The following is a 24,315-nucleotide window of genomic DNA, read 5'->3' as shown; positions in this document are numbered from 1 at the left end:
AAAACCAAAATATTAGACTTTATATTGTTCTTTTTCCCAATTTTTATGTCAATTAAAAGTAAATGTGTGCCGGAATGTTCATCGAAGAAAGTCAAATGGACTCTTTTCCTTATCTTTGTCGGATGCAGCAATCATTTGAAAATTTTAAATTCAATAAACAGATCTTAAATGCGATCACAGAAGCGGGGTATGAACAACCGACTGAGATCCAAGAAAAGGCAATTACACCGATATTGGCGGGGCAGGATGTGATGGGAATAGCCCAGACCGGAACCGGAAAAACGGCTGCATTTGTATTGCCCATGTTGATGAAATTGAAGTATGCACAAGGAAATGATGCGCGTGCCCTGATCTTGACACCAACCAGAGAGTTGGCGATGCAGATCGAGGAGAACATCAAATTATTTTCTACTTATCTCGATTTACGTTCTGTTGTATTGTATGGCGGTTTAGGCCCAAAAACTCAAATAGAAACACTTGAAAAAGGAGTTGATATTATCGTTGCTACACCGGGTCGATTCCTTGATTTGTACTTAGAAGGACATATCGTTGTTAAATCACTCAAATTTTTAGTTTTGGACGAAGCGGACAAGATGATGGATATGGGATTTATCAGCAAAATTCACCGGGTATTGGAAATCGTCCCGCGCAAACGTCAAAATCTATTGTTTTCAGCAACGATGAGTGAGCTTGTTCGTAAGATCGCTGGAGATTTTCTTGCTTTTCCTACTGTTATAGAGGTGTCTGAGCAAGCTACACCAGCAAAAACGGTCAGTCAGGCTTTATATCTTGTTCCTAACCAAAAAACGAAGCTGAATTTACTACAGCATCTATTGAAAGATGATGAAGCTTTTAGTAGATTGATTGTTTTTTGTAAAACAAAACAAGTTGCAGATAACGTTTTTCATTTTCTAGAGCGTAAATATGGCAAAGATGAAGTTCGTGTCATTCATGCCAATAAAGGGCAGAATACCCGTATAAACTCGATCAATGCATTTAAGGAGGGAAATATCCGTATCCTAGTTGCAACGGACGTCGCAGCACGGGGACTTGATGTTTCCAACGTGAGCCATGTTATCAACTTTGAAGTTCCTATTGTTATAGAGGACTATGTGCATCGTATCGGACGTACTGGTAGAGCTTTCAATGAAGGGGATGCAATCACTTTTTGCAATGAAGCCGAGAAATATTATGTCCGAAAAATTGAGAAATTGATTAAGCAGAGTATTCCGGTGTATCCAATGCCAGAGGAGGTATTCGTAGAGAAAACACCTTTTCAGGAGAAACAGGATATAGCCCGTGATATTGATAATCAAAAGAAAAAAGACAACCCAGATTATCAAGGAGCCTTCCATGAAAAGAAATATGTGATCAAACAAAAGGAAGTACGAGAAGCACAACGTGCCTCAGGCTTTAAGCCGAAGGCTAAGAGCAAAGGGAAGTCTGGCGGCGGTAAGGCAACAGGATCAAATCGTAGTTTCAAGAAACGATAGTTAAAAAAATGCGGTTTACCCCATTAAATATCGCGAGTGCATGCTTGGTAGCTTGGTTTGTTATGGAAAATTCCAATGACGAAAAGGCACTATTTACATGGGGAGCATTTATAGCCTTGATGGTACTACTGACGGCAGTCGATATTTTGTTTAGAGTACTTATCAAAAAGAATAAAAAAATGTGGATGTTGCAGTTAGCATTTTTGGTCGTGGTCTGCGTTGCCAGCTTGATCGTTAAAGTGACATTCGCGTAGCGGAAAATTAAAAAATGGAGATGGTGGATAAGCCGTAGGCTTGTTGAGGTAAAATCTCAATACTCATATCTCAATACTCAATACTAAAATGAAAAAAGCGGAAATAAAATTACAAGTAGAGCTTGACGAAAACAATGTTCCTGAAAACATCATGTGGTCCTCCACAGATGGGAATAATGCAGAAGAATTACCTGCTAAAGCAATGTTTTTAGCCTTATGGGATTCACATTATAAAAATTCAATGCGTATTGATCTTTGGACCAAAGATATGCCTTATGATGAGATGAAGCGTTTTTTTTACGAAACCTTACAAACCTTAGGCGATTCATTTATCCGTTCTTCAGGCGGGGACCCCATGGCTGAGAAGGTTATTGGCGACTTGCGTGATTACTGTGCGCATTTTGCAGATAAAATGGAAGTATTAATGCCGCAACAATAGTTTTTAACGCTTAACAAATATTTGACTATGCAATATTTCTTAGTAAAATCTGAACCATTTAAATATAGTTGGGAACAATTCAATAAAGATGGACGGACGTTTTGGGATGGTGTACGCAATTACCAGGCTAGGAATAATATGAAAGCGATGAAAGAAGGGGACTTGGTTCTTTTTTATCATAGCAACGAAGGAAAGGATGTGGTTGGTGTCGCTAAGGTTGTGAAAGAATTTTATCAGGACCCAACAACGGATGATGAGCGTTGGGTTGTCGTAGATTTAGCTCCCGTTGAAACATTGAAGAGATCTGTCACCCTGGAGACGATCAAGGCGGATGAGCAGTTACAGGATATCGCTTTGGTAAGACAGGGCCGTTTATCAGTAATGCCGCTAAAACCTGAAGAATTTGATCGAATCTTAGCCTTAGGCAACGAGGACTAGTTGATTCAGACGAATGATAGGCCCAGGTACTGCATTGTTTGGCTAATGCAATAAATAAAAAGAGAGAACATGTTCATGTTCTCTCTTTTTATTTATTGCAATTATAGCCTATAGTATCAGTTCTTTTGACTGAATAAACTGACCAATGCTTTTAATTTTTTTGCATTTTCCGGTTTCAGTTTTCCCGCAAGAATAAGGCGAAGTTCTCGCCGTTGCAGGGCATCTTCGTAAGCTTTGTGTTCTGACTCTGTCTCAGGTATCAATACAGGAACAGCTTTAGGGTTGTTGTCGGCGTCTACAGCAACAAAGGTATAATATGCCTCATTGGTTTTTACGCGTGTGCCCTCGGGCAGATTAGACGCGAAAATTTCCATGCGTACCTCCAGGGAGCTGTTAAATGCACGTGTCACTTGCGCTTGTATGGTGACCACTTCACCCAATTTGATTGAACGCTTAAAAGATACATTATCCACAGATACCGTAACGACCACATTGCTACAATGCTTTTGTGCAGCAATAGCTGAACAGATATCCATCCAGTATAATAAACGGCCGCCCATTAGATTTCCAAATGTGTTGGTATCGTTAGGCAGGACCAATTCGTTCATCTCTGTGTATGACTCTCTCGCAAATTTCTCTATCATATCGTTTGTTGTCATTATCGTCCAAATTCTTTGAATTGGCTATCAATTATTTCCAAAGATTTCATAAACGCTGTTGGTACATAGCCCAGTTCATTTTTTGATTTACTGAGATCAAAACCTGTCTGGCGCGGCCTGTTATCCGCTTGTCCAATACTTGACGCGCTGATTTCTGAAATCAATGTTTTGTCCAGTTTCCAATAATCTGCGATTTTATAAACCGCCTCATTGATGGACATCAACTCCGCTCCAGAGATATGAAATATTCCCTGAGCTTGTCGTTCAATAGCCAATTGACAAGCATGCGCTAAATCATCTACAAAGGTAGGCATTCTCCATTGGTCATTAACCACTTTTATAGCTTCTTTTTGGGAGAGCTTTGCCTTTGCCCAAAGGACTAAGTTGGAACGATTCGGATCTCCGTTGATACCATAAACCAAAATTGTACGTAGGATCGCATAATGACAGGAAGACTGCATGAGTACTTGCTCAGAGGCATATTTGCTTTTTCCATACTCACTTTGTGGGGTGGGTGCGTCCAATTCATTATAGGCTGTACCTTTTTTGCCGTCAAATACAAAATCAGTAGAGAGATGCACCAACTGTGTCTTATTTTTTTCGCAGTAACTTGCTAGTGTTTGTACCAGATCTACATTAATCAGCTGGCAGGCCGCTTTATCGGCTTCACATGCTTCCACACTGGTCATGGCAGCGGTGTGTATAATCGCATCAAAAATATGGTTGGATAAAAAATCCGCTAATAGGGTCCGATCCAACAAATCGACCTGATAGAAAATATATCCCGCTTGATTAGGGTTTCTATTCGGGCCTTTCGAAATGGCTGTAACTTCATAAAGATCATTTCCAGCAAGTAGGTCGACGACCTTTTGACCCAAAAAGCCATTGGATCCTGTGACAAGAATTTTTTTCATCCGTATACTTATTTTTTTTGTGTTTTAATCTCGAGGGTATCTACAGTACCTTAATAAATCCGCTCACGTTTGCCTTTGAGCTAGGTTATATTTTGAAAGGTCTTCGATGGTTTATTTTATCCGTTTTAGTTGGTCCAGATAAAGTCCATTTTACTCGATTGTTTCATGATATTCTCAATCACCGATTTCTCTAGATCCAGAATAGATTTTAACGAATTGTAATCGATCTTGTCTGCGTCATCCGTTGGCATATGATAGTCGGGGTGTCCGCCGGTATGGAAGAATAATACTGGAATATTCTTTTTGTAGAATGAAGTCTGATCCGACCCTCCGTTACCGTCTTTGCTTAAATTGAACTTGATAGGTGCTTGGATATCTTTGAAAATAGCCGGCCATTGACTGCTTGTTCCATATCCGATGACGGCAAGACCATTGTCGGGATTGTAGCGGCCTATCATATCCATGTTAAGCATTGCCGTTATTTTTTCCAACGGTAGGGTAGGGTGTTCGGTAAAATATTTGGATCCCACCAATCCCAGTTCCTCGGCCCCGAAAGCGATAAATAATAAATTATAAGGTTCTTTTTCCTTATTGCTGCTAAAATAACGGGCGAGTTCCAATAAACCTGCAGTACCCGAAGCATTGTCGTCGGCCCCATTGTGGATTTTACCAACACCTAGAGAATCTTTGGAGCTACCTTGGTGACCTGTTCCCAAGTGATCGTAATGCGCACCTATCACAACTGTCAACGCTGCTCCATTATCGATAAAACCAATAATATTGTCAGCATTGCGAATACTGTCAGCTACTTTTACCTTCCATACCTTTGCTTTGAAAGATTGGCGATAGCCTTTTTCACCCTTGGGTTGTAATTTATATTTTTTAAACTCCTTTTCGATATAGTCAGCTACTTTGAACACTTCTTTACTACCTGTTCCGCGACCTAGCATTTTGTCATCCGCTAGGTAGTAGATATGTTTTTTTAGATTCGGGATTTCAATTTGTTGTGCTTGTGCCAATTTTGTCACAAAAAGTGCGCAGACGATTAGAAATAAATTTATGTTTTTCATTTTTTGGTATTTAGTATGGAAATCGTCATAACCTATATTACCAGATTGCTTGATAATCGGATTACAATCCCCGTTTTTAAGTTTTAAAAGAAAAGCCTTGTGATTAACAAGGCTTTGTAAGATATTTCGTTAATCTTCAACGATTTCACTATGGATACTCGATTTCTCTTCTTTTTCCGTTTTGAAATACCGTTTTTGGAATAATAGTATCAGCACCACACCCACTGAAATAGCTGAGTCTGCAATGTTGAATACTGGCCGGAAGAATAGAAACTCCTCACCGCCCCAAAAAGGTACCCAAGTAGGGAAAGTACCTTCAATTAAAGGAAAATAAAGCATGTCAACTACTTTTCCATGCAGGAAGGATGAATATCCTCCACCCGCCGGAAATAAAGATGCCTTTTCGTAAAAGGTACTTTCACTGAAGATCACACCATAAAATGCTGAATCAATGATGTTTCCCAAAGCACCGGCAAGAATCAGGGCTACATTTAATATAAAGCCACGGTTGTATTTATTCTTGATCATGTAATGTAGACCATACCCGATACCGGCTACGGCCAGTATCCGAAACACGGTCAGGAACAATTTCCCGTAATCACCACCAAATTCCATTCCGTAGGCCATTCCATTGTTTTCAATAAAATGGATTTGGAAGAATTTACCTAAAATGTGATGACTTTGTCCAATTGTCATAGAGAGCTTAACCCATATTTTTGACAATTGGTCTATTAAAAGAATCGCGACAATTAGTGCGACTGGTTTCGTATACCCCTTCATTTTGCTATAAAAATGGTCTTTGCCCGCGCAAAGACCATATATTTTTGCCTAAAATTAATATTGTTTGTTTTTCGCTTCGATGCTCAACGTCGTGTGCGGAACAGCTTTCAAGCGTTCTTTTTGGATCAGTTTTCCGGTTTCTCTACAGATACCATATGTTTTGTTCTCGATGCGCACCAACGCTGCTTCCAGGTTGTCGATAAACTTCTTTTGACGTGCAGCCAGTTGGTTGGTTTGTTCCTTCTCCAAAGTTGCAGAGCCATCTTCTAAGGTCTTGTATGTACCCGCAGTATCGTCTGTACCATTCGCATTGCTGTTATTGAGCGTTGCTGTCAACGAGGAAAGCTCTTCTTTTGCTATTCTAAGCTTGTCCAAGATAATATCTTTAAATTCTTGTAATTCTGAATCGCTATAGCGTGTTTTCTCGTTGTTGTTTGCCATAATTTAATTTTTTTGGATTAATGCCTTAAGTTCTTTGCCATCGATCTCGATGGTCTCTCCTTCAGTTAGTGAATCTTCAAATACCAATGAATCGGCTAGAATTTCGGTGCAAATATAAGATAAATTTTCTTTCGCTGCATTGACTACTTCTGAGGCTGCTGTTAACTTTACGTTAATTCTATCAGTCACTTCAAGTCCTTTTTCCTTCCGTAAATTTTGTAGACGGTTGATCAATTCTCTTGATAAACCTTCCTTTTTCAATTCTTCGGTAATATGGACATCCAATGCTACGGTCAATTTACCCAGATTAGCAACTTGCCATCCCTCCACATCCTCTGCTATAATTTCTACATCGCTCAATAGAATAGTATATGGTGTGCCCGTTAAGGCCAATTCACCTGCTGATTCCAATGTACTGATTTGATCTATAGTCAACGATTGGATAGATGAAGAAACTAACTTCATATCCTTACCAACTTTCGCGCCAAGAGCTTTGAAGTTTGGTTTTATTTTTTTCTTGATTATACCAGTTGTATCCGTAATAAACTCAATATCTTTGATATTGGTTTCCGAAAGTATCAAATCTTTTACTTTTTCTACCTTCTCTTGAAAAGCACTGTCCAATACAGGAACGAGGATTTTGTTTAATGGCTGACGCACATTGATCGACGTTTTCTTACGTAGTGAAAGTGTCAACGACGAAATATCCTGCGCCAGGGCCATGCGTTCTTCCAGATCTTTATCCACTAGTTTTTCATCGTATACCGGGAAGTTGGCTAAATGAACTGACTCGACTTGTTCCTTATTGGTTGCAGTATTCAAATCCAGGAATAGTCTATCCGAGAAGAATGGCGATATCGGTGACATTAATTTCGCAATTGTATCCAAACAAGTGTATAATGTCTGATATGCAGAAATCTTATCTTCGGTATATTCTCCTTTCCAGAAACGACGACGGCACAAACGAACGTACCAGTTACTCAAGTGTTCGTCCACAAAGTTTTGGATTGCACGTGCAGCTTTTGTCGGTTCGTAATCCGCTAGATATTCATCCACTTCTTTCGTTAGTGAATTTAGTAACGAGATAATCCAGCGGTCGATTTCAGGACGGTTTTCTAATGCAATATCTGGTTCTGCATAGGAGAACTTATCAATGTTGGCATAAAGTGCAAAAAATGCGTAGGTATTGTATAACGTGCCAAAGAATTTGCGGCGTACCTCATCCAATCCTTCCATGTTGAATTTTAAGTTGTCCCAAGGAGCTGCATTGCTGATCATATACCAACGGGTAGCATCAGCACTATATTGATCGATCGTCGAGAAAGGATCAACGCCATTGCCTAAGCGTTTGGACATCTTATTTCCGTTTTTATCCAATACCAATCCATTGGAAACAACGTTTTTGAAAGAGACCGATTTATACATCATCGTGGAGATAGCATGTAGCGTAAAGAACCATCCACGAGTCTGATCAACTCCTTCCGCAATGAAGTCTGCTGGGTATGCATGATTGAATCCATCTTTAAATGGAAACTCTTCACCTCTTGCCAATTTTTCGTGATCCAATCCCCATTGTGCATAAGGCATTGCTCCCGAATCGAACCATACGTCAATTAAATCAGGCTCACGGAATAATTTTTGACCAGCGTCAGAAACAAGAACGATGTCGTCAACGTATGGGCGGTGTAAATCCAGTTTTTCTGTGTCAAATTTGTCTAGGTAGGCTTGGTTTTTCGCTTTCTCATCTGCGGATAGAACATCCGAAATCAGGGAAGCCTCTAACAAAGACTTTAATTCAGGTAGCGAACCGATACAAACCTCTTCATTCTCATCTTCTGAACGCCAGATTGGAAGTGGTGTTCCCCAGTAACGAGAACGGGAAAGGTTCCAATCAACCAGGTTTTCCAACCAGTTTCCAAAGCGCCCTGTTCCAGTTGCTTCCGGTTTCCAGTTGATTGTTTTATTTAAAGCTACCAAATCTTCCTTTACCGCAGTAGTACGGATAAACCAGCTATCCAATGGATAGTATAAAACTGGTTTGTCTGTGCGCCAACAGTGTGGGTAGGTGTGCTCGTATTTTTTTACATCAAATGCTTTATTATCCTCTTTTAGTTTGATCGAGATTAAGACGTCAGTAGGTTTGAAGTCCTCTTTCGCACGCTCTTCTGCACTGTAGTATTCCTCTTTCACAAATCGTCCTGCGAAATCGGTGATTTCATTCACAAAGCGACCCGTACGGTCTACCGTAGGAACATCTTTTCCATTTTCGTCTTTCACCAAAATACCCGGTACACCGTGTTCTTTCGCTACACGAAAGTCATCCGCACCATAAGTCGGCGCAGCATGTACGATACCAGTACCATCTTCGGTGGTCACAAAGTCACCAGGGATTACACGAAAAGCATTCTCTTGTAAATCTTCATTGGTGATATAAGGCAATAATTGTTCATAACGCAAGCCTACAAGCTCTTCGCCTACAAATTCTGTTGCAAGTTCCCAAGGGATAACTTTATCACCTAACTTATAGTCTTGGAACGAGGCATCTTGTCCCTCTGCCTTAAAATGCTTGCTGATCAGATCTTTTGCCAATACAACAGATATCGGTGCACCTGTATATTTATTGAAAGTTCTGATTTTGACATAGTTTATTTTCTTACCAACTACCAAGGCTGTATTGGACGGTAAGGTCCAAGGCGTAGTTGTCCAGGCGATAAATGCAACATCTTCGGCTTCATCGTCTACTAATTTTTCAATTGCTGGATGGAGCTGGCTTTTGATCAATCTAAATTCAGCAACAATTGTTGTATCCTTCACATCTTTATACGTACCCGGTTGATTAAGCTCATGCGAACTCAATCCTGTACCTGCAGCAGGTGAATAAGGTTGAATGGTGTAACCCTTATACAATAAGCCTTTTTTATATAGCTCTTTTAACAAATACCATAATGTTTCAATGTATTCATTTTTATATGTGATGTAAGGATGCTCTAGATCGACCCAATACCCCATTTTGTTGGTTAGGTCATTCCATACATCGGTATATTTCATCACTTCCTTGCGGCAAGCGTCGTTATACTCTTCTACGGTAATCTTTTTGCCAATATCCTCCTTAGTAATACCAAGAGCTTTCTCGACAGCAAGTTCAATTGGAAGGCCATGGGTATCCCAGCCTCCTTTTCGTTTTACCTGGTAGCCTTTCAATGTCTTGTAGCGACAGAAAATATCCTTAATCGTACGAGCCATCACGTGATGGATCCCAGGCATTCCATTCGCAGAAGGTGGCCCTTCAAAAAATGTATATGACTTGCTCTCAGGGCGATTATTGATACTTTTTTCGAATATTTTTTCCTGTTCCCAACGGGTCAAAATCTCTTTACCAATCTCCGGTAAATTTAACTGCTTATATTCTTTGTACATCAGACTGTTGTATGCTTCTTTTCTAAAGGTCGCTAATTTAGTGAATTATGATGGAAAAAGAAAGAGGGCTTTGTTGCTGTAGTATCATTATATGATGGGCAAAATATTTTTGAAAATCCCCATCACTGTCACTGATCAGAGATTATACGATAATGGTGGCAGATGAAGTCGAACCGAAAGCTAGGAGGTGGGGCGATCGTAGCAGAAATAAGTTGAATAAAGGATAATTGAATTTTCCTAAATAGTTGATTAGGTTTGTTGTTACGGAGGGCTAGGACAAAAAGGGGATTGCTACCCGCAATCCCCTTTTTCATTGAAATATGTGTAAATTTCAACTTATGCTGAAAAACTACTTCCACAACCACAAGTGCTACTTGCATTTGGATTATTGAAAGTAAAACCTCTTGCGTCAAGTCCTGATTTGAAGTCAATTTCCATGCCTGCAAGATATAAGCCATGTGCTTTGTTCATAAAAATGCGGATTCCTTCAATTTCGTACTCGCTGTCTCCATCTTTTTTCTGGTCAAAACCAAGGATATAACTCATACCTGAACAACCTCCACCTTCTACACCGACACGTAAACCAAAATCATTAGAAATTTCTTGTTGATCTTTTAATTTATTGAGTTCCTTGATTGCCCCTTGCGTTAAGGTAACAGGAGCAATTGCTGTATGTTCTGTGCTCATTTTGATAATGTTTTAGCCAATTCTTTAACAAAAATACATATTTTTAATTGCAAATCGCCCGCCGTAGATTTTTTGACATTTACAAAACATTCAATTTTTATTGGATTTGGGGGCTCCAAATAGGAGTTAAAAGAATGCCTCAAGAGTACCTCGTTAATTAGCTAATTCGCATAAATAAGCCCATTTTTCTAGGAACATTTAATAAAATATGGCTTTTTGTCGATATTCTTTATGGAATATGCTATCTTTGAGGCATTAAAATAAACTACAAAATTTACTTTACAACATTTAAAAACAATGGAAAGAGATCAAGCCATTTTTAATTTAATAGCTGATGAGCTGAAACGCCAAGAAGAAGGTATTGAATTAATTGCTTCGGAAAACTTTGTTTCAAAACAAGTGATGGAAGCTGCTGGTTCAGTGTTGACAAATAAATATGCAGAAGGCCTCCCAGGAAAACGTTACTATGGAGGTTGTGAAGTTGTGGATGAAATTGAAACCATCGCAATTGATCGTGCAAAGCAATTATTTGGCGCAGAATGGGTAAATGTTCAACCTCACTCTGGAGCACAGGCAAATGCGGCTGTTTTTTTGGCGACAATCAAACCTGGAGACAAAATTTTAGGTCTTGATTTATCTCATGGTGGACACTTGACTCACGGATCACCGGCAAACCTTTCTGGTAAGATCTATCAACCATTATTTTACGGTGTAAAAGAAGATACAGGTCTGATTGATTACGAACAGTTGGAAGAAACGGCACTTCGTGAAAAACCAAAAATGATTATCTGCGGTGCTTCAGCTTATTCCCGTGACTGGGACTATGCACGCATCCGTAAAGTTGCTGATGAAATCGGTGCGATTGTTTTGGCTGATATTTCTCATCCTGCAGGTTTGATCGCTCGTGGTTTATTGAATGATCCACTTCCTCATTGTCATATCGTTACAACTACAACACACAAGACCCTACGCGGTCCACGTGGGGGTATGATTATGGTTGGTAAGGATTTTGAAAACCCTTGGGGTATCAAAACGCCTAAAGGTGAAATCCGTACGATAACTCAGTTGTTAGATTTAGCTGTTTTCCCAGGTACGCAAGGAGGTCCTTTGGAGCATACAATAGCTGCAAAAGCAATTGCTTACGGTGAGGCTTTATCAGATGAGTATATGGAGTACATTGTTCAGGTGAAGAAAAATGCAGCAGCATTGGCACAGTTCTTCGTTGAGAGAGATTATAAGATTATCTCTGGTGGTACAGATAACCACTTGATGTTGGTCGATCTACGTAACAAAGATATTTCTGGTAAAGAAGCTGAAGCCGTATTGGGTAAAGCAGGTATCACAACCAACAAAAATATGGTTCCTTTTGATACACGTTCTCCTTTTGTAACTTCAGGTGTACGTTTCGGTACTGCCGCAATCACTACTCGTGGTATCAAAGAAAATGATATTATTCAAATCGGAGAGTTAATTGATGAGGCATTGAAAAATGCTTCCAACGATGCTGAATTGGATAAAATCCATGGTAAAGTGAGAGCCATGATGGCCCAGTTCCCGTTGTATAAATAAGACGCTGTCTTTATCATATAGAAAAGCGGAATCATCTTAGGGTGATTCCGCTTTTTTCGTTTTTGATCTTATACGATACCCACCGCGTACTTGCTCTGCCACACGCGAACCATTAATGCATTTGTTTTTTAAGTTTTATGCTCCGCATCTGCTATGAAGTAAGGCCGTACTATCTTGCGGGCAACTGTATACCAACCTTCTAATTAAAAGGGATTTTATCCTAATATAATAGGGGATTAATAGGCACTTTATACGCCTTTATCCGAATGAGGTCCGGACAAGGTCCGAGTGAGGTCCCTATAAAGTCCCTGTTAGTTTCGAATTTGTCTCAAAGTTAATCACTTCGTAAATTGAGTCAGCCTCAAGTATTTTGTCAAGTGCTTTTTTTGGTTAAGAGAAGGGCGTTTTTACCTTTCTAAATGTTAAAAAATCTTAAAATGAAATGTAATAATTTGATTACTCAATAATTTTACGGTACTTTGAAATACTATTAATTGATTGTTTTACAATAAGAAAGGAACACTATACGCTAAACATTTACATTTTACAACAGAACTGATAATTTATTTGCGAACTGCTAAAAAAGTAAGTGACGTATGAGACTTTTGAAAAGTAAGAGTGATCAAGAATTGATCCAAATGTATGTCGGGGGCCAAGAGTCCGGCCTAGAGGCATTGTTGAATCGATATAAATCGAAAATTTACACCTCTATATATATGAAAGTAAAAGACGAATATCTTGCTGAAGATATTTTCCAGGAGACTTTCATTAAAATCATCAACACATTAAAATCGGGCAAGTACAATGAAGAGGGGAAATTCTTGCCTTGGGCTATCCGTATTGCCCACAATATGATCGTTGACTTTTTTAGAAAAGCCAAACGGGCCCCAAATATTGTGAATGCTGATGGTTTTGACATTTTTGAAGTATTGGAATTCAGTGATGAAAGTGCTGAATCTAAGATGCTGAAACAACAGGTCGATGTCGACTTAAAGAAAATGATCCAGAAACTGCCCGATGATCAGAAAGAGGTTTTAATTATGCGTCACTTCTGTGATATGAGTTTTAAAGATATTGCTGAGATAACAGAAGTGAGTATCAATACTGCCTTAGGAAGAATGCGCTATGCATTGAGCAATTTACGTAAAATGATAGAAGGCTCTGATTTGGTCTTTCAGATGGGATAATCGAATAAGTAGTATAAATTAGAAAATAACAATCGAAGGGAGTGAGTTTTTCACTCCCTTTTTTATGCTACAATGTCATGTCGGCATCAGAAGAAATTGTTCTTTTTGTCAGTTATGCGCTTTTTACTATCTTAGAAGTTCATGCCTTTATCAATTTATAGGAATTGGAATGAGGTTTGATGATTATATTGAAACTATTAAAAAGAGAATAACGATAAAAATATAAAAAGCTATGTACTTGATTTTATTTATTGGAATAATGGTGGTAAGCCTAATTGTCCAGACGAGATTTAAAAACAAATTTAAGAAGTATTCAGAGATGCCATTGGGGAATGGAATGTCTGGTGGTGAGATTGCGCAGAAAATGCTAAATGATAATGGTATATATGATGTGAAGGTATTGTCGATTCCTGATCGCTTGGGAGATCATTACAATCCATCGGATAAAACGGTCAACTTGAGTCCTGAAGTATATAGTGGTCGCAGTGTTGCGGCAGCAGCGGTAGCGGCCCATGAATGTGGTCATGCTGTACAACACGCGAAAGCATATAAATGGTTAGGTTTCCGTTCAGCGATGGTACCAATGGTCAATGCGGCTTCCAAACTAACCTCATGGGTATTGATGCTCGGTGTGATGTTATTTGCATTTTCTAAAGGCGGCAATCCATGGTTGTTAGCGGTAGGTGTAGGTGCATTGGCGATCACAACAATATTCTCGTTCATCACACTTCCTGTGGAATTCGATGCTTCAAACCGCGCTTTGGAATGGTTGAACCATGCCGGTGTTACTTACAATGGTGAGGAGCATGACGGTGCAAAAGATGCGTTAAAATGGGCTGCTATGACTTATGTTGTCGCGGCTTTGAGTGCCCTGGTCACACTTTTATACTATGCTTCCATCTTATTTGGTGGGCGTAGGAGCGACTAATGAGTAGTCGTATAACTCGAGTATACAAAGAAATGCGATTATTTTTAATAGTCGCATTTTTTATGGGGTGTTAATGAGGTTACTACAGACAATTTTTTTAACTTTGCTGTTTATATAGAATAAGATTCAGATTTTATGTTTTCAAATCTTCAAGATAAGCTAGATAGGGCCTTTAAGGTATTAAAAGGACAAGGCAGTATTACCGAAATCAACGTTGCTGAAACGATGAAAGAAATTCGCAAAGCATTGTTGGACGCCGATGTGAATTATAAGACTGCTAAAACTTTTACAGATGATGTTAGACAAAAAGCTTTAGGGCAGAATGTATTGACAAGTATTTCTCCGGGTCAGTTGTTGACTAAAATCATGAATGATGAGTTGACAGAATTGATGGGCGGGTCTGTCACAGAGTTGGAGATTGGTAAAAATCCTACTGTTATTTTGATCGCAGGTCTGAATGGTGCTGGTAAAACAACTTTTTCTGGTAAGCTGGCATTATTCCTGAAAGATAAAAAGAATAAAAAACCATTATTGGTCGCAGGTGACGTTTATCGTCCAGCAGCAATTGATCAATTGGAGGTATTGGCTGAACAAGTTGGTGTTCCTGTTTATGTTGATAGAGCGTCAACAGATCCAATTGCTATTGCGAAAGCAGGTGTTGAAGAGGCAAAGCGCAATGGCCATAATGTTGTAATCATCGATACCGCTGGTCGTCTGGCCATAGATGAGCCTTTGATGGTGGAGATCACTGCTGTTAAGGAAGCGACAAAACCAGATGAGATCTTATTTGTCGTTGACTCGATGACTGGTCAGGATGCTGTGAATACAGCGAAAACATTCAACGATCGTCTTGATTTTACAGGTGTTGTATTGACCAAATTAGATGGTGATACACGTGGTGGTGCTGCGCTATCGATTAAATCTGTTGTCAATAAACCAATTAAGTTTATCGGTACCGGAGAGAAAATGGATGCATTGGATGTTTTCTATCCAGATCGTATGGCGTCCCGTATTTTGGGCATGGGTGACGTGGTATCCTTGGTGGAGCGTGCGCAACAACAGTTCGACGAAAAGCAAGCTGCGGAGCTTCAAAAGAAAATCCGTAAGAATAAATTTGATTTCAATGATTTCAAATCCCAGATCCAACAGATCAAAAAAATGGGTAATATGAAAGATTTGATGGGCATGATTCCTGGCGTAGGAAAAGCGATGAAAGATATTGAAGTCGATGATAATGCATTCAAACCTATTGAAGCCATCATTGATTCGATGACACCTTTTGAGCGAGAAAATCCGGATGTAATAGATCAAAAACGTCGTTTGCGTATTGCGAAAGGTTCGGGAACTGACGTTAATGAAGTGAACAAATTGTTGAAGCAATTTGGTGACATGCGTAAAGTGATGAAACAAATGTCCAATCCTGCAATGGCCGCTAAGTTGATGCGCAATATGCCTAAAATGCCTGGGAAAATGTAATTTTAATATATTGTTATATACGGTGGGGCATTGTAAGCATACAATGCCCCATTTTTTTAATAAATAATTTGTAATTTCAAGTTCCTCGCTAGAGTAAACGAAATAATTGTTAAATTTGTAATTATTATGGATGACCCCGCACAATTATCGGAATACGGCAAAATCCTTATCATTCTGCTGATAGGGGCATTGTTAGTCTGTGCGACCATTTTTCTAGCACGTTTAATCTCTCCCAAAAAGAATAATCCCATTAAATCTGGTACTTACGAATGTGGCGAAGATCCTATCGGTTCCTCTTGGGTACAATTCAATCCTCGATTTTATGTCATCGCTTTAGTGTTCCTGCTTTTTGATGTTGAGCTCATCTTTATTTTTCCTTGGGCTACAGTATTTGGACAATCAGAATACATTGCCGCAGACGACAGATGGGGATGGTTTACGATGATTGAAATGGCGATGTTTATCGGTATTTTAATCTTGGGATTGGTTTTTGTCTGGAAAAAAGGTGATTTAGAATGGGTGAAACCCAATGTATCTCTCCCAAAGGTTCCTGTAAATATTCCTCAAAGTGCTTATTCAACATTGAACAATAGCAGCTATCAAGTGCGGGACTACAGGGAGCCTGCGGTTTCGGTCGTAGAGAATACTGTTGCGCAAGAGGTGACAGCTGCGCCAAAGATTGCTTTTAAACCTCAATTTAAAAAACCTGAGTAAGCATGAGTTTAGATAGTCAACTGCAAAATAATGGTGTCGTTGTTGCCAAATTGGATGATCTGCTAAACTGGGCAAGACTCTCCTCGATGTGGCCGATGAGTTTTGGTATTGCCTGCTGTGCGATCGAAATGATGGGAGCTATGGCTTCAACTTATGATCTAGATCGGATGGGTGTTTTTCCTAGACCTTCACCGAGACAATCAGATGTTATTATTATTGCTGGTACTGTAACATTTAAAATGGCAGACCGTATAAAAAAACTATACGAACAGATGCCTGATCCTAAATACGTAATCTCAATGGGATCCTGTTCTAATTGTGGAGGACCTTATTGGCAGCATGGTTATCACGTAGTGAAGGGGGTGGATCGAATTATCCCAGTGGATGTGTATGTGCAAGGATGCCCACCACGTCCGGAAGCACTGATAGGTGCTTTTATTGAACTGCAAAAAAAAATAGATAAAGAAAGCTTATTGGGCGAACTGTTGTTCAAGGAAAAAGCTTAAAAGATAAATTTTATAAGATTTTAGAATCAATTATGGCAAAAGATTTTTATGGCGAACTGCAATTAGGCATTCTTGGTGGTGGTCAACTCGGAAGAATGTTAATCCAGGAAGCCATTAATTACAATGTAAACGTTCATGTACTGGATCCCGATAAGAATGCTCCTTGTCGTAAACTGTGCAATAAATTTGAATGTGGTTCATTGAGCGATTTTGAGACAGTATATAATTTTGGTAAAGACCTAGATTTGATTACTATCGAGATCGAAAAAGTAAATGTTGATGCATTGGAGAAACTGGAAGAAGAGGGGGTAATCGTTTATCCGCAGTCGCGTATTATTCGCCTGATCCAGGATAAGGGATTACAGAAACAGTTTTTTAAACAAAATGATATCCCGACTTCTGCGTTTCAGTTGATATCAACTAAAGATAATTTAACAAATGCTTCGTTGAGTTTACCCTACATTCAAAAACTACGTAGAGATGGGTATGATGGAAAAGGCGTAAAGAAGATCGTTACTGAAGCGGATATTCAGGATGCTTTTGAAGAGCCGAGTTTGATTGAAGAGTGGGTAGATTTTGAAAAGGAAATCGCTGTTATTGTTGCACGTAACGATAGAGGTGATGTCTCCACTTTTCCAATGGTAGAAATGGAATTTAATCCTCAAGCTAATTTAGTGGAATTTCTTATCGCGCCATCATTATATGGTGTAGAGATCCAGCAACGTGCAGAAGCAATTGCGAAGAAAATCGCGGATGATCTGCAGATCGTCGGTTTGCTTGCAGTGGAAATGTTCCTAACGAAAAATGGTGATATTCTGGTGAATGAACTGGCACCGCGCCCACATAATAGCGGCCATCAAACCATCGAAGGAAATTATGTTTCTCAATTTGCACAACATCTAAGAGCGATATTCAATTTACCTTTGGGTGATACACGATGTCGGACAAACGCTGTCATGATCAATCTACTGGGTGAAGATGGTTATGAGGGCTTGGCAAAATATGATGGAGTAGAGGAGGTGTTGGCGATGGAAGGAGTCTATTTACATCTGTATGGCAAGAAGTATACAAAGCCATTCCGCAAGATGGGGCATATCTGCATCATCAATGATGATCGGGATAAAGCAATCTCCAACGCAAGAAAAGTACAAGAAATATTAAAAGTTAAAGCTTAATAATACTATGTCAGTCAATAATAAGGCCCAGGTAGGCATTATCATGGGAAGTAAATCTGATCTTCCTGTTATGCAGGATGCCATCGATGTCCTGAAAGTCCTTGGAGTAGAATTTGAGGTCACAATCGTTTCGGCACACCGTACGCCGCAACGTATGTTTGATTATGCTAAAAATGCTGCATCTCGTGGTTTAAAAGTAATTATTGCGGGAGCTGGTGGAGCTGCGCATTTACCAGGAATGGTGGCTTCAATCACACATTTGCCTGTGATCGGTGTACCTGTAAAATCATCCAACTCTATTGATGGGTGGGATTCGGTACTATCCATCTTGCAGATGCCTAATGGTATCCCTGTAGCAACAGTCGCACTAAATGCTGCAAAAAATGCAGGTATATTAGCTGCTCAGATCCTGGGCACTTATGATGAGACAATAAGTAAAAACATTATTGATTTTAAAGAGGAATTAGCACGGAAAGTGATTGAAACTGCGGTCGAAGTAGAGGATACACAATTCTAAGGGGATTTATCAAATAAAAAAGGGAAGCATTTGCTTCCCTTTTTTATTTGATAAGATTTGCCTGAACGTAATCGTAGCTTTTCTTAAGACTTTCCATCTTGTTCGGCATGTAGATGTCGTCTTGCTCTACGAAAGCGTATTTCAGACCCGATTTAACCTTTTCTTTGACAATTTCGGGGAAAGGGATACTTCCGGTACCAACTTCGGTATATTTGATATCTTTAAAGATCTGTTCAACAGGTAACTTACCATCCTTAGGCCATTCGATCGGATTAGATTTTGTACGGTCCATATCCTTCACATGCCATAGTTTAAATCTATTGGGGAATTTTTCAAATATGGATATAGGGTTTTTCCCAGCTTTCTCAGCCCAGAAAAGATCAAGCTCAAAATCGACAAGATCAGGTTCCGTAAAAGCCAACATGACATCTTCACCTGTAGCATTGTTTCCTAAGTCCCTAAATTCCCAAAAATGGTTGTGGTAAGCAACCTTTAGCCCCATCTTTTTTGCTTGTTCACCGGCCTTATTGAGCTGTTCGGCGGCATAAAGATAGTCATCTTTTTTAAGCGCATTAATGTCGAACATTGGTGTCACTGGCGCAATCACATATTCCTGTCCGAGTTCTTTTGCTGCATCAAAGTAAACTGCTAAATCTTCTTTATCGGTATGTGATTTACTGAGATATTTAGACATATCATAGTGACCTGAGTGCGTTTTTAGGCCATTGTCATCCAGAATCTTTTTTAACTCTTTATAGGATAATTTCCAGAACTGTTTGGCAGTAGGATCTATGCCATAAAGCTCGACATGTTTGTAGCCAATTTTTGCGACCTGCTCCAAAGAACCTTTCGGATCTTTATCCATCAAATCACGTATGGAGTACAGCTGTACCCCTATATTTTGCAATGGATTGTCACTGACAGCACCCGTTTTATTTTGACAAGATATCAAGTTGGGCATCAGATAAGCTGCCGAAAGACCTATTCCAGCTTGCTTTAAAAATTGACGGCGAGAATTGTTCATCATATAACTGATTATGTGTTAGTGTACAATGTACAATTATTTTGTTCAAAAATCAATAAAACATGGTGGAATATTTTTGTGAAAGGATAATATTGAATTATCAGAAAACAAGAAAGAGCTTGTGTAAAAAGTTAAAACAAACCCGCTGAAAATTGCACATTTACTAAAGGGAGGGGGGAGGATACAAACAGCAATAAAAAAAACGAGGATGTCGAAGCTTTTGAACATCCTCGTTTTGTGTGTTTAAGAATAAGGACTTAAACAGTCATGATATCTTTTTCTTTCAGTTCAGACAGATTATCAACTTTTACAATGTATGCATCAGTCAATTTTTGGACCTCCCCTTCAGCGGTTTTGATTTCGTCTTCTGAGGCACCATCATTTTTTAATTTTTTGATGGACTCATTGGTGTCTTTGCGGATGTTACGGATACCTATACGGCCTCTTTCAGTCTCTTCCTTTATTTTTTTCACCAAGTCACGTCTTCTTTCTTCTGTCAAAGGCGGGATATTCAAACGGATCACAATACCATCATTCTGTGGGTTGACACCAAGATTAGCATCCGTAATTGCTTTTTCAATTGCGTTGATGAGCGATTTTTCCCAAGGTTGGATGACAATAGTCCGAGCGTCAGTAGTATTGATGTTAGCTACTTGTGAAAGTGGAGTAGCACTACCATAATAATCGACTGAAATACCATCTAACATAGATGGAGAAGCTTTACCGGCACGAATTTTTGTTAATTCTGACTCCGTGTGAGCAACTGCTTTGGACATCTTGTCTTTACAATCGTCCAATTCAATTGAAATTAGTTCGTTCATATAAGATTACGTTTTTTACAGATATTAATTATTTTACCACAGTTCCAACATGTTCACCATTGGCAAGTTTCAATAAATTGCCGGGTTTGTTCATGTCAAATACAATGATTGGTAATTTGTTTTCTTGACAAAGGGTAAAGGCAGTCATATCCATTACATTTAATCCTTTCTCGTATACCTCCGTGAATGAGATTTCTTCGAATTTTGTTGCGCTAGGATCTTTCTCTGGGTCAGCAGTATAGATACCATCTACACGTGTTCCTTTTAGTACAGCATCCGCGTTGATTTCAATTGCGCGCAAAGAAGCTGCTGTATCCGTTGTGAAATATGGGTTTCCGGTACCAGCTCCGAAAATAACAATACGGCCTTTTTCCAAGTGGCGTACAGCTCTTCTGCGAATGAATGGTTCACAGATCTGCTCCATCTTGATAGCCGTTAGCAAACGTGTCTTTTTCCCTACTTTTTCAAGAGCATCTTGAAGTGCCATACTGTTGATTACAGTGGCAAGCATTCCCATATAGTCTGCTTGAACACGGTCCATCCCTGATTTTTCAGCACTCAAACCGCGGTAAATGTTACCACCACCGATAACAATTGCTATTTCTAAACCTTGATCGTGAATTTCTTTGATATCATTAGCGTATTGTGATACACGGTTAATATCGATACCATAGCTTTGGTCACCCATTAAGGATTCACCGCTAAGTTTTAATAAGATACGTTTGTATTTCATAATTGTTTTTTTGGAAATTTTCCAAAGGTCAAAGATAAAATTTTTTTTTCAACCCTTAAGGTCAAAAATGATATTTATTGCGCTTTTGTTGTTTGATCCATCACTTCGCGGTAATATTGTTCGTATAAAGGCATGATATTGGACAATTGGAATTTTTTTGCATGATTTAATGCTGCTTCTTTAAATTTCTCCAATCTGTCAGCATCTTCCAAAATATAGATCGCATTCTTGGCCATATCATCCACATCGCCCACATTGCTCAAAAATCCCGTTACACCGTTTTCATTCAGTTCGGGCAATCCACCTGTATTGGATGAAACAACCGGAACCTGGCAAGCCATTGCCTCTAGGGCCGCCAAACCAAAGCTCTCGGAGCTCGAAGGCATCAAGAAAAGGTCGGAAACGGACAAGATTTCTTCAACAGCATCCTGTTTACCTAAAAAACGAACATCCATACATACATCCAATTCTCTGGACAGTTCCTCCGCGTTGCGACGTTCAGGACCATCACCAACCATTAATAGTTTGGAGGGGATGACATCATGTACTTTCTTAAATATACGGATGACGTCTTCTGTATTTTTTACTTTTCTAAAATTGGAAGTATGAACCAAGATACGCTCATTGCCCGGAGCAATCGCTTTTTTGAAATGGGAGCGGTCCCTGTTGCTGAATCGATCGAGATCGATGAAGTTGGTAATCACTTTAATATCTCTAGAGATATCAAAATACCGGAGTGTCTCATCTTTTAGATTTTGTGAAACTGCGGTTACACCGTCTGACTGATTGATAGAGAAGGTGACGACAGGACTAAAGCTTTTATCTTTTCCAACCAGTGTAATATCTGTACCATGGAGAGTGGTTACCACAGGAATATTAATACCATAAGTCGTCAGTAATATTTGTTTTGCCATGAATGCAGCTGAAGCATGGGGAATGGCATAATGCACATGGATCAGATCCAGCTTCTCAAAACGTACGACATCAACCAGTTTACTGGCCAGCGCTGATTCGTAAGGTAAAAAGTCAAAAAGTGGATATTGAGATACTGCAACTTCGTGGTAATAAAGGTTTTCCGAAAAGAAATCTAGGCGTGCAGGTTGTCGGTAGGTTATAAAATGGATCTCATGTCCATTGGCTGCCAAAGCCTTTCCTAATTCCGTTGCCACAACACCACTGCCACCAAACGTGGGATAACAAACAATGCCTATTTTCATCTTTATGAATTGATTTTTAAAGCAGATGAAGCAACCAGATTTAATCAGCCTTTATTGAACGGAATAAATCAAGATGGTTTCATCTCTAATTTTTGTGTTGCAAATTTCGACTATTTATGCCTAAAATAACAAAAACCAATTGCCATAGTTTTGTGAATTTTTTGATTACTTAAAAAGCATTATCTTTAAGTAGACATTTAAGCGGTATATGGACAATTTTATCAGTGCTATCTCAGGGCAACAATTCCCTTTGGAACAACGTATTTTGGGAGCTTCTATTCGACAACCCATTTTTAAATTAATCCGGAAGGAATATCCAAATTTTGGGAAAGATAAATATATTGCCGCGACAGAACTGACACGGTTTAAGGAAGCTTATATTACTGAATTTTTAAAAGATGAGTCGGGACAACTCAGCCAACTGGATCAACAAGTTATACAGAGCTTTAAGGACAATAAGGTCATTAGCGCTAGCATGGATAACGATGGAGCAACAGCAGCCTCAGTAGGTGAACGTGTCGCAGACAAAGTCGCTGAATTTGGAGGAAGTTGGACGTTCATTATTTCTTTCGTTGTATTTTTGCTGATCTGGATCGCGGTCAATATGTATTGGTTAAATAATAAAGGTTTTGACCCTTATCCATTTATTTTGCTTAATCTGATCTTGTCCTGTGTGGCTGCGCTGCAGGCCCCGGTGATCATGATGAGCCAAAATAGGCAAGAAGCCAAGGATCGCGAGCGGGCGCGGAATGATTATATGGTTAATCTGAAGGCCGAGCTTGAAATCAGGGAACTACATGAGAAAATTGATCACCTCATTATTAGAAAAGAGCAGGAACTCGTTGATGTGCAGCGTGACCAAGTAGAAAAATTGGGCTTCCTGTTGCAGAAAATGGAAAAAATAGAAGAAGCGTTTAAAAACAAATGAATATAACAGGATTAATAGGGGAGCTGACCTTTAAATTTTCAAGATCGGGAGGAGCAGGGGGACAACATGTTAATAAGGTATCCTCTAAAGTTACCCTACAATGGAATGTGGAGCAGTCTGCAATTTTTTCGGTAGAAGAAAAGGCTGTGGTGGCTGAGAAGCTTTCGAATCGTATCAATAAAGAGGGAGTATTGCAATTGGAATCGGATACGGACCGCTCACAAGTACGAAATAAAGAAATAGCCATAGGTCGTTTTCTTAACTTATTGAAAGATGCGCTTGTGCCCTCCAAACCAAGAAAGAAAACCAAAATACCTTATTCCAGTGTGCTAAAAAGATTGGATCGGAAGAAGCAACAATCCCAATTGAAAGCTTCACGTAAACGAAGTTTTGAGGATTAATTCGTTATCAAAAAGTGTTTGGTTAAATTTTATTATATTAATAATCAATGTTTTGTGTATATAACTAAAGAAATAGTTGTAAAACTATTTCTTTAGTTATATACTTGTGTTGTAATCGATTACAACAGTACTGTTAATAATAAGGAGTTATGGAAGATTTTAAAGAATTGACTAAAGCAGAAGAACAGATCATGCAGGAGCTTTGGGAAATGGAGCGTGGTTTTGTCAAAGATATCATTGACCGACTACCTGAACCGAAACCTGCTTACAATACAGTTTCAACGATAGTGCGTATTCTCGAAACCAAGGGTTTTGTGTCGCATGAGTCTTTTGGTAAAAGCCATCAGTATTTGCCGAAGATCTCAAAAGAGGAATATAAAAAAGGAATCACTGGTAAGTTGTTGAATAATTATTTTGATAATTCTCCCAAAAGTATGCTTTCTTATTTTCTGGAAGAGAATAAATTGGATGTCAAAGAATTAAACGATATTCTTTCGATCATCCAACAGAATAAATAATAACAACCA

26 protein-coding genes are annotated in these 24,315 nt (G+C 39.1%); 15 read left to right on the top strand and 11 right to left on the bottom strand.

What is annotated here, in order from left to right; all coding sequences use genetic code 11:
* Nucleotides 1-122 precede the first annotated feature (122 nt).
* The 4 genes from AC07UV_RS03810 (at nucleotide 123) to AC07UV_RS03795 (ending at nucleotide 2,624) form a co-directional block, all read left to right on the top strand.
* Nucleotides 123-1,493 (top strand): DEAD/DEAH box helicase, encoded by a 1,371-nt coding sequence (locus AC07UV_RS03810; RefSeq protein WP_495182771.1) that lies wholly within the window; start codon nucleotides 123-125, stop codon nucleotides 1,491-1,493.
* A gap of 8 nt (nucleotides 1,494-1,501) precedes the next feature.
* Entirely contained in the window at nucleotides 1,502-1,747 is a 246-nt protein-coding gene (locus AC07UV_RS03805) for a hypothetical protein (RefSeq protein ID WP_495182770.1), read from the top strand.
* An 88-nt stretch (nucleotides 1,748-1,835) separates the two neighbouring features.
* Nucleotides 1,836-2,186: a gliding motility protein GldC gene (gene gldC, locus AC07UV_RS03800; protein WP_088160288.1), complete on the top strand. Its 351-nt coding sequence runs from the start codon at nucleotides 1,836-1,838 to the stop codon at nucleotides 2,184-2,186.
* Between the two features lie 27 nt (nucleotides 2,187-2,213).
* Entirely contained in the window at nucleotides 2,214-2,624 is a 411-nt protein-coding gene (locus AC07UV_RS03795) for an EVE domain-containing protein (RefSeq protein ID WP_495182769.1), read from the top strand.
* A gap of 116 nt (nucleotides 2,625-2,740) precedes the next feature.
* Here AC07UV_RS03795 and AC07UV_RS03790 read toward each other — a convergent pair whose 3' ends face one another.
* The 7 genes from AC07UV_RS03790 to AC07UV_RS03760 form a co-directional block, all read right to left on the bottom strand.
* Complete coding sequence (locus tag AC07UV_RS03790; protein ID WP_120261652.1) at nucleotides 2,741-3,268, bottom strand: acyl-CoA thioesterase; 528 nt, start codon at nucleotides 3,266-3,268, stop codon at nucleotides 2,741-2,743.
* A 14-nt stretch (nucleotides 3,269-3,282) separates the two neighbouring features.
* On the bottom strand, nucleotides 3,283-4,197 hold the full coding sequence (locus AC07UV_RS03785; protein WP_282250259.1) for an SDR family oxidoreductase: 915 nt from the start codon (nucleotides 4,195-4,197) through the stop codon (nucleotides 3,283-3,285).
* A gap of 125 nt (nucleotides 4,198-4,322) precedes the next feature.
* A complete protein-coding gene (locus tag AC07UV_RS03780; RefSeq protein ID WP_495182768.1) occupies nucleotides 4,323-5,267 on the bottom strand; it encodes a M20/M25/M40 family metallo-hydrolase in 945 nt (314 codons plus the stop codon).
* A 129-nt stretch (nucleotides 5,268-5,396) separates the two neighbouring features.
* On the bottom strand, nucleotides 5,397-6,047 hold the full coding sequence (locus tag AC07UV_RS03775) for a lipoprotein signal peptidase (protein WP_282250257.1): 651 nt from the start codon (nucleotides 6,045-6,047) through the stop codon (nucleotides 5,397-5,399).
* Nucleotides 6,048-6,101: 54 nt separating this feature from the next.
* Nucleotides 6,102-6,488: a TraR/DksA family transcriptional regulator gene (locus AC07UV_RS03770; protein ID WP_046674049.1), complete on the bottom strand. Its 387-nt coding sequence runs from the start codon at nucleotides 6,486-6,488 to the stop codon at nucleotides 6,102-6,104.
* Between the two features lie 3 nt (nucleotides 6,489-6,491).
* The gene (ileS, locus tag AC07UV_RS03765; protein WP_495182767.1) at nucleotides 6,492-9,905 is read right to left on the bottom strand and encodes an isoleucine--tRNA ligase; all 3,414 of its coding nucleotides are present in this window, start codon (nucleotides 9,903-9,905) and stop codon (nucleotides 6,492-6,494) included.
* Nucleotides 9,906-10,241: 336 nt separating this feature from the next.
* On the bottom strand, nucleotides 10,242-10,592 hold the full coding sequence (locus AC07UV_RS03760) for a HesB/IscA family protein (RefSeq protein ID WP_495182766.1): 351 nt from the start codon (nucleotides 10,590-10,592) through the stop codon (nucleotides 10,242-10,244).
* 297 nt (nucleotides 10,593-10,889) lie between these two features.
* On the opposite strand from AC07UV_RS03760, the gene glyA reads away from it, so the two are divergent.
* The 8 genes from glyA to purE all read left to right on the top strand — a co-directional run bounded on the left by glyA (nucleotide 10,890) and on the right by purE (nucleotide 18,664).
* Nucleotides 10,890-12,161, top strand: coding sequence for a serine hydroxymethyltransferase (gene glyA / locus AC07UV_RS03755; RefSeq protein ID WP_495182765.1), 1,272 nt, complete (start codon nucleotides 10,890-10,892; stop codon nucleotides 12,159-12,161).
* A 596-nt stretch (nucleotides 12,162-12,757) separates the two neighbouring features.
* The gene (locus tag AC07UV_RS03750; RefSeq protein ID WP_077437828.1) at nucleotides 12,758-13,348 is read left to right on the top strand and encodes an RNA polymerase sigma factor; all 591 of its coding nucleotides are present in this window, start codon (nucleotides 12,758-12,760) and stop codon (nucleotides 13,346-13,348) included.
* 232 nt (nucleotides 13,349-13,580) lie between these two features.
* Nucleotides 13,581-14,276, top strand: coding sequence for a zinc metallopeptidase (locus AC07UV_RS03745; RefSeq protein ID WP_282250250.1), 696 nt, complete (start codon nucleotides 13,581-13,583; stop codon nucleotides 14,274-14,276).
* 135 nt (nucleotides 14,277-14,411) lie between these two features.
* Nucleotides 14,412-15,752: a signal recognition particle protein gene (ffh, locus tag AC07UV_RS03740; protein WP_259186461.1), complete on the top strand. Its 1,341-nt coding sequence runs from the start codon at nucleotides 14,412-14,414 to the stop codon at nucleotides 15,750-15,752.
* 126 nt (nucleotides 15,753-15,878) lie between these two features.
* On the top strand, nucleotides 15,879-16,466 hold the full coding sequence (locus AC07UV_RS03735; RefSeq protein ID WP_495182764.1) for an NADH-quinone oxidoreductase subunit A: 588 nt from the start codon (nucleotides 15,879-15,881) through the stop codon (nucleotides 16,464-16,466).
* Between the two features lie 2 nt (nucleotides 16,467-16,468).
* Nucleotides 16,469-16,972, top strand: coding sequence for an NADH-quinone oxidoreductase subunit B (locus AC07UV_RS03730; protein ID WP_223583930.1), 504 nt, complete (start codon nucleotides 16,469-16,471; stop codon nucleotides 16,970-16,972).
* 32 nt (nucleotides 16,973-17,004) lie between these two features.
* Entirely contained in the window at nucleotides 17,005-18,147 is a 1,143-nt protein-coding gene (locus tag AC07UV_RS03725; RefSeq protein ID WP_282250247.1) for a 5-(carboxyamino)imidazole ribonucleotide synthase, read from the top strand.
* A gap of 7 nt (nucleotides 18,148-18,154) precedes the next feature.
* A complete protein-coding gene (gene purE, locus AC07UV_RS03720; protein ID WP_495182763.1) occupies nucleotides 18,155-18,664 on the top strand; it encodes a 5-(carboxyamino)imidazole ribonucleotide mutase in 510 nt (169 codons plus the stop codon).
* Nucleotides 18,665-18,707: 43 nt separating this feature from the next.
* Here the strand turns inward: purE and AC07UV_RS03715 are convergent, their stop codons facing one another.
* The 4 genes from AC07UV_RS03715 to bshA form a co-directional block, all read right to left on the bottom strand.
* Nucleotides 18,708-19,691: a sugar phosphate isomerase/epimerase family protein gene (locus AC07UV_RS03715; protein WP_495182762.1), complete on the bottom strand. Its 984-nt coding sequence runs from the start codon at nucleotides 19,689-19,691 to the stop codon at nucleotides 18,708-18,710.
* Nucleotides 19,692-19,945: 254 nt separating this feature from the next.
* Nucleotides 19,946-20,509: a ribosome recycling factor gene (gene frr / locus AC07UV_RS03710; RefSeq protein ID WP_495182761.1), complete on the bottom strand. Its 564-nt coding sequence runs from the start codon at nucleotides 20,507-20,509 to the stop codon at nucleotides 19,946-19,948.
* Between the two features lie 28 nt (nucleotides 20,510-20,537).
* The gene (gene pyrH, locus AC07UV_RS03705) at nucleotides 20,538-21,242 is read right to left on the bottom strand and encodes a UMP kinase (protein ID WP_075991132.1); all 705 of its coding nucleotides are present in this window, start codon (nucleotides 21,240-21,242) and stop codon (nucleotides 20,538-20,540) included.
* Between the two features lie 74 nt (nucleotides 21,243-21,316).
* Nucleotides 21,317-22,459 (bottom strand): N-acetyl-alpha-D-glucosaminyl L-malate synthase BshA, encoded by a 1,143-nt coding sequence (gene bshA / locus AC07UV_RS03700; protein WP_495182760.1) that lies wholly within the window; start codon nucleotides 22,457-22,459, stop codon nucleotides 21,317-21,319.
* Nucleotides 22,460-22,667: 208 nt separating this feature from the next.
* Between bshA and AC07UV_RS03695 the strand changes: the two genes are divergently transcribed.
* From AC07UV_RS03695 to AC07UV_RS03685, 3 genes are all read left to right on the top strand, one after another.
* Nucleotides 22,668-23,387 carry a DUF1003 domain-containing protein gene (locus AC07UV_RS03695; RefSeq protein WP_282250240.1) on the top strand — a complete coding sequence of 240 codons (720 nt, stop codon included), beginning with the start codon at nucleotides 22,668-22,670 and terminating at the stop codon, nucleotides 23,385-23,387.
* Nucleotides 23,384-23,788, top strand: coding sequence for an alternative ribosome rescue aminoacyl-tRNA hydrolase ArfB (gene arfB, locus AC07UV_RS03690; protein ID WP_282250239.1), 405 nt, complete (start codon nucleotides 23,384-23,386; stop codon nucleotides 23,786-23,788). Before AC07UV_RS03695 ends, arfB begins: the two co-directional genes overlap by 4 nt.
* Before the next feature lie 149 nt (nucleotides 23,789-23,937).
* Entirely contained in the window at nucleotides 23,938-24,306 is a 369-nt protein-coding gene (locus AC07UV_RS03685) for a BlaI/MecI/CopY family transcriptional regulator (protein WP_282250238.1), read from the top strand.
* The last annotated feature ends 9 nt before the right edge of the window (nucleotides 24,307-24,315 follow it).

It is taken from the genome of Sphingobacterium sp. GW821-FHT03E03 (assembly GCF_059420745.1).
Note: the sequence above shows the minus strand (reverse complement) of the source record. Positions and strands in the feature narration are given on the sequence as shown.